The sequence below is a fragment of the Pseudoxanthomonas sp. J35 genome (assembly GCF_000513995.1).
In the GTDB taxonomy this organism is placed as follows: Bacteria; Pseudomonadota; Gammaproteobacteria; order Xanthomonadales; family Xanthomonadaceae; genus Pseudoxanthomonas.
On sequence record NZ_KI911337.1, the window covers coordinates 109,297 to 115,522 of the forward strand.

The following is a 6,226-nucleotide window of genomic DNA, read 5'->3' on the forward strand; positions in this document are numbered from 1 at the left end:
CGTGCGCCGATGAAACCCCTGTCCCGTCCCGCGCTGGCCCGCCATTTCCACCGCTTCGCCTGGCTGGCGGTGGCGCTGACCGCCTGCGTGGTGGTGTTCGGCGCGTTCGTGCGCCTGTCCGACGCCGGCCTCAGCTGCCCCGACTGGCCGACCTGCTACGGCCGCGCCACCTGGCCGTCGGCGCCGCAGGACGCGGCCGCGCACGCGGCCAGCGAGATCCGCCAGTTCGACACCACCAAGGCCTGGCGCGAACAGGTGCACCGCCACCTGGCCGCGTCGCTGGGCGTGCTGGTGCTGCTGCTGGCGCTGCTGGCCGCGCGCCGGCGCCGCTTCGGCATGGGCGTGATCGTCGGCGCCTCGCTGCTGGTGGCTGCGGCGATCCCGGCCTACATGTACGGGCAGATCGGCCTGGCCTTCGCCCTGGCCGGCGCCGGCGAGGCCGTGCTGCTGCTGGCGGCGATGCGCTGGTCGAACATCGACCTGGCGCGCGCCGCGGTGCTGACCCTGGCGGTGATCGTGTTCCAGGCGCTGCTGGGCAAGTGGACCGTGACCCTGCTGCTCAAGCCGATCGTGGTGATGGGCCACCTGCTCGGCGGCCTGACCACGTTCTCGCTGCTGCTGTGGATGGCCTGGCGCGCCACCCACCTGCCGATCGTGCTGGCCGATGCACGCGTCCTGCGTCGCTGGCTGGTCGCCGGGCTGGTCGTGCTGGGCGTGCAGATCGCGCTCGGCGGCTGGACCAGCGCCAACTACGCCGCGCTGGCCTGCGGTGGCGGTGGCTGGACCACGGCCGAGCACCACTACCTCGACTTCCCGAAGTGCGTCGGCCAGTGGTGGCCGCCGACCGATTTCCGCGAGGGCTTCGTGCTGTGGCGCGGGATCGGCGTGGACTACGAAGGCGGCGTGCTCGACGGCGCCTCGCGGATCGCGATCCAGATGGCGCACCGGATGATGGCGGCGGTGGTGCTGCTGTACATGCTGGTCCTGGCCGTGCGCCTGTCGCGCCTGCCGGGCATGCGCGGCTGGGGTTCGCTGCTGGCGGTGCTGGTCCTGGCCCAGGTCGCGCTGGGCGTGCTCAACGTCAAGCTGGCCCTGCCGCTGCCGGTGGCGGTGCTGCACAACGCCGGCGCGCTGGCGCTGCTGGCGGTGCTGGTGACCCTGCTGGCGCGGCTGAAGGAACCCGAGCCGGTCCGCGCATGAGCCCCGCCCCGATCCCCATCTGGCGCGAATACCTGGAGCTGACCAAGCCGCGCGTGGTCGCGCTGCTGGTGTTCACCGCGCTGGTCGGCATGTTCCTGGCCGTGCCCGGGCTGCCGCCGCTGCGCGAGAGCGTGTTCGGCCTGCTCGGCATCTGGCTGGCCGCGTCCTCGGCCGCGGCGATCAACCACCTGATCGACCAGCGCATCGACCGGGTGATGGCGCGCACCTCGCACCGGCCGCTGGCAACCGGGGCGCTGAACCCCCTGCAGGTGCTGGTGTTCGCGGTGGTGCTGGGCGTGGCCTCGATGGCGATCCTGGTGCTGCTGGTGAACGCGATCACCGCGCTGCTCACCTTCGCCTCGCTGATCGGCTACGCGGTCGTCTACACCGGCTTTCTCAAGCGCGCCACGCCGCAGAACATCGTGATCGGCGGCGTCGCCGGCGCGGCGCCGCCGCTGCTGGGCTGGGCCGCGGTGACCAACCTCGAGGGCCCGTGGGACTGGCAGTACGCGCTGCTGCTGGTGCTGATCATCTTCGTGTGGACGCCGCCGCACTTCTGGGCGCTGGCGATCTTCCGGCGCGAGGACTACGCGCGCGCGCTGATCCCGATGCTGCCGGTGACCCACGGCGTCACCTACACGCGCTGGCAGATCCTGTTCTACACGGTGCTGCTGTTGCAGGTGAGCCTGCTGCCGGTGATCTTCGGCATGAGCGGGTTCTTCTACCTGGGGGGTGCGCTGGTGCTGGGCAGCGTGTTCCTGTGGTACGCGTGGCGCCTGCTCGATCCGCCGGACGAGCTGTTCGCCATGCGCGTGTTCAAGTATTCGGTGGTCTACCTGATGGCGCTGTTCGCCTTCCTGCTGGTCGACCACTGGCTGCCGCTGCTGCTGCCGGCCGCCTGATCCGCGGCGGGGCAGCGGACGTGCGCGCGCAGCGCACGTCCGCGTCGAGTCACTCCGCGACCCATACCAGTCCTTCGCCCTGCCGCTCGATGCGGCCCAGCCCAGGGAACGGGAAGTGCACGGCGTACACGCGCTCGCCGCTGTCGGCGAGCTGGGCGAGCAGGGCCTGGCGGCGTTCGCGTCCGGCGTCGGCGTCGCGGTCGAAGGAGATCGTCCACTCCGGCCGCTGCACGGAGACGACGTGGTGGTGCATGGAGTCGCCCACGTACAGCAGGGTGTCGCTACCGCTGGTGATCCGGTAGGCGGCATGGCCGACGGTGTGCCCGGTCGCCTCGACCGCCTGCACCACGCCGGGCACCAGTTCCGCGCCCGCGGCGAAGGTCTCCACCTTAGGCGTGATCGCCGCCACCAGCGCGGCCTGCGCCGGGTTGGCGCCTTCGGCCCCGGCGCGCGCGCGCAGGTCGTCCCATTCCTGCGCGGTCATGCGCACGGTGGCATTGGGGAATGCCAGCGCGCCTTGCGCGTCGACCAGGCCGCCGATGTGGTCGCCGTGGGCGTGCGAGATGAAGATGTCGGTGACCTGGTCCGGCGCCACCCCGGCGGCGGCCAGGGCCTCGCCGAGCTTGCCGGCGCCGTCGCCCATGTTGCGGCCGGCGCCGGTGTCGAACAGCAGCACCCGCTCGCCGGCGCGCACCAGCAGCGGCTGCACGCTCAGGTGCAGGGTGTCGGTCGGCTGGCCGGCCGCCGCGAGCACGTCGGCCACTTCCTGCGGCGTCAGGCCCACGCCGAACACGGCGTTGTCGTTGGGCACCGATAGGGTGCCGTCGCGCAGCGCGGTGGCCTGCAGCGAACCGATGGCGAAGGCGTGGAAGGCCTCGCTGGCGGCCGGGGCGGGGGCTTCGGCCGCGGCTTCGGGGGCGGGCGCGGCGGCACCGGCCGACGGGTTCTGGCGGTCGCAGGCGGCCAGGGTCGTGGCCAGGGCGACGGCCAGCAGGGACAGTGCAGCAGTGCGGATACGCATCATGGCTTCCTCCCGGGTGGACCGCGCGATTCTGGTCGCGCGGTCCACCGGCCGGCAAGCGGCGCCGGCGGGATTCAGCGTGCGTCCCGCTGCAGGGCGGCGCGTTGCTCGCGCCGCCGGATCCACAGGTTGATCAGCTCGACGAACACCGAGAACGCCATCGCCGCGTAGATGTAGCCCTTCGGGATGTGCTGGCCGAAGCCGTCGGCGATCAGCACCAGGCCGATCATCAGCAGGAAGCTCAGCGCCAGCACCTTCACCGTGGGATGGCGCTCGACGAAGTCGCCGATCGGGCCGGCGAACAGCAGCATGAAGCCGATCGAGACCAGGATCGCGGTGACCATCACCCAGCGCTCGTCGACCATGCCCACGGCGGTGATGATCGAGTCCAGCGAGAACACGATGTCCAGCAGCATGATCTGCACGATCACCCCGGCGAAGGAGGTCGCGGCGCGCTTCAGTCCCCCCGCTTCGGGCGAGGCACCGGCGCCTTCGATCTTCTGGTGGATCTCGTGGGTGGCCTTGGCGATCAGGAACAGGCCGCCGCCGATGAGGATCATGTCGCGCCAGGAGAACGGCTGGCCGAAGGCTTCGAACACCGGGTAGGTCAGCCGGGTGATCCAGACGATCGCGAACAGCAGGCCGAGGCGGGTGATCGCGGCGGCGGCGATGCCGAAGCGGCGGGCGCGATTGCGCTGCTTTTCGGGCAGGCGCCCGGCGAGGATCGAGATGAAGATGATGTTGTCGATGCCCAGGACCAGCTCCAGCGCGGTCAGGGTGGCCAGCGCGATCCAGATCTCGGGGTTGTAGAGGGCTTCCATCGGGGTCTCGTCGAAGGGCAGGCGCGAGCCGGCATGCTGCCCCCGGTGGGGGCAAGGACGGGTGCACGCCCGCGTGGGCGGGAAAGGTGGCGGGAACCACGGCGATACCGCATCCGGGAGACGCGTCTTCGCCGTGGGACGGCGAAGGTCTTGTCCGCGGGCCGGTGGCGGGCCCGCTGCTGCACCGGGGCGGCAAGGCCCGTCATGACGGCGACAGCACGGAGGACTACTCCCCTTCGAGTGGCCATCCTAGCACGGGGCCCGGCGATGCCGGCGTGGAGGCCCCGGGCGGTCCGCGGCGCTCAGGCGCGGCCGGCCAGCACCTGCAGCAGCATCCGCAGTTCGTACTTGTCGGTTTCGTCCAGGCCCTGGGCGCGCGCCTTCTGCTGCAGTTCGTCGATGCGCTGCTGCAGGGTCTGGCGTTCGAGCTGGGCGATGGCGTCGTGCAGTTCGTGCGCCCACACCGCTTCCTCGCCGGGCAGGACTTGCGCGGCGAGCCGGCGCAGGGCTTCGCCCTGCTCGTGCTCGACGAAGTGCTCGAGCAGGGCGCCGGTGCTGATCTCCGGCCGCTGGGCGACGATGTCGAGGATCTCCAGCAGCAGCGGGATGCCGGGCTGGCGCAGGTCGGCGAAGCGGTACGGCCGTTCGACCTGTGCGCCCAGCGCGGGCTTCTGCAGCAGCAGGGCGATGGCGCTGCGCACCAGGCTGCGCTTCGGTGCCGGCGTTGCAGCGCCGCGTCGCGGCGACGCGCGCACCGGTTCCGGTGCGGGCGCGGGTCGCGCGGTGTCCACGCCGGTCAGGCGCTGCAGTTCCTGGCGCATGAGGTCGGCGAAGGCGCCGTCTGGCAGCTGCGCCAGCAGCGGGCGGGCGCGTTCGGCCAGGCGGGCGCGCCCGTCGATGGTGCCGAGGTTGATGTCGCGGCCCAGCTCGTCGAAGAAGAACTGCGACAGCGGCGTGGCCTGGGCCAGGCGGGCGTCGAAGCCTTCGGCGCCTTCCTGGCGGACGATGGTGTCCGGGTCCTCGCCCTCGGGCAGGAACAGGAAGAAGGCCTGGCGCCCGTCCTTCATCCGCGGCAGCACCGATTCGACCGCGCGCCAGCCGGCGCGGCGGCCGGCGGCGTCGCCGTCGAAGCAGAAGTAGACGTCCGGGGCGTTGCGGAACAGCAGTTCGGCGTGGTCGGCGGTGGTGGCGGTGCCGAGGGTGGCCACGGCCTGGGTGATGCCGTGCTGGAACAGGGCGACCACGTCCATGTAGCCCTCGACCACGATCAGCCGTTCCAGCTTCTGGTTGGCCTGGCGCGCCTGCCACAGGCCGTACAGTTCGCGGCCCTTGTGGAACAGGGGGGTCTCGGGCGAGTTGAGGTACTTGGGGCTGGCATCCTTGTCGAGCACGCGGCCGCCGAAGGCGATCACGCGTCCGCGGCGGTCGTGGATCGGGAACATGATCCGGTCGCGGAACTTGTCGTAGACGTGGCCGCGCTCGTTCTTCGAGAGCATGCCGGTGCGCTCGAGCAGCTTGAGGCGCCGTTCGTCGGTGCCGAGGGCGTCCTTCAGGGTGGAATAGCCGTCGGCGGCGTAGCCGATGGCGAAGCGGGCGCGGTTGTCGGCGTCGACGCCGCGGCCGTCGAGGTAGGCGCGGGCGCGCGGGTTGTCGGCCAGCTGGCGCTGGAACAGCTTCGCCGCGGCTTCGAGGGCGGCGTACTGGTCGCGGAGGTCGTTGTCCTGGTTGTTCTGGCGGGTCTCCTTGGGGACTTCGATGCCGGCGCGGCGCGCGAGTTCTTCGACGGCGTCGAGGAACTCGAGGCGGTCGTAGTTCATCAGGAAGCTGATGGCGGTGCCGTGGGCGCCGCAGCCGAAGCAGTGGTAGAACTGCTTGGTCGGGGAGACGTAGAACGAGGGGGTGCGTTCGTCGTGGAAGGGGCACGGTGCGCTGTATTCGCGTCCCTTGCGCTTGAGCGGCACGCGCGAGCCGACGATCTCGACGATGTCGGTGCGTGCGAGCAGGTCGTCGATGAACGCGTCGGACAGGCGGGCCATCGCAATAGGATGCCACGGGGAGGCGGGCTGGCCGCTGGTTCGGCGTGGCGGATCGAGCCAGCGGACCCAGCAGTAACCTCAACGGCAACGGCGTCCGGGTGGCTGGCTTCGGACGGAGCCGTGGGAGCGCGGGGGCGCCGGGAATGAACAAGGGCGCTGGCGACGTCTGGCGCGTCGCCACGCGCCAGTTGCCTGGCCGCTACGCTGCGGCGTGATGGGTGGGAGTGGTGGGCTTCGGACGGAGCC

The 6,226-nt window shown here is 71.4% G+C and carries 5 protein-coding genes; 2 read left to right on the forward strand and 3 right to left on the reverse strand.

Annotated features, from left to right (window positions below):
• Positions 1–9: 9 nt before the first annotated feature.
• Positions 10–1,200 (forward strand): COX15/CtaA family protein, encoded by a 1,191-nt coding sequence (locus tag PSEJ35_RS0114740; protein WP_028918444.1) that lies wholly within the window; start codon positions 10–12, stop codon positions 1,198–1,200.
• Positions 1,197–2,102 carry a heme o synthase gene (gene cyoE, locus PSEJ35_RS0114745; RefSeq protein WP_028918445.1) on the forward strand — a complete coding sequence of 302 codons (906 nt, stop codon included), beginning with the start codon at positions 1,197–1,199 and terminating at the stop codon, positions 2,100–2,102. Before PSEJ35_RS0114740 ends, cyoE begins: the two co-directional genes overlap by 4 nt.
• A gap of 49 nt (positions 2,103–2,151) precedes the next feature.
• Here cyoE and PSEJ35_RS0114750 read toward each other — a convergent pair whose 3' ends face one another.
• The 3 genes from PSEJ35_RS0114750 to dnaG form a co-directional block, all read right to left on the reverse strand.
• Entirely contained in the window at positions 2,152–3,123 is a 972-nt protein-coding gene (locus PSEJ35_RS0114750) for an MBL fold metallo-hydrolase (protein ID WP_232207685.1), read from the reverse strand.
• A gap of 74 nt (positions 3,124–3,197) precedes the next feature.
• Positions 3,198–3,944, reverse strand: a complete 747-nt coding sequence (locus PSEJ35_RS0114755; RefSeq protein WP_028918447.1) for a TerC family protein — start codon at positions 3,942–3,944, stop codon at positions 3,198–3,200.
• A gap of 302 nt (positions 3,945–4,246) precedes the next feature.
• On the reverse strand, positions 4,247–5,980 hold the full coding sequence (dnaG, locus tag PSEJ35_RS0114760) for a DNA primase (protein WP_028918448.1): 1,734 nt from the start codon (positions 5,978–5,980) through the stop codon (positions 4,247–4,249).
• Between the last annotated feature and the right edge of the window lie 246 nt (positions 5,981–6,226).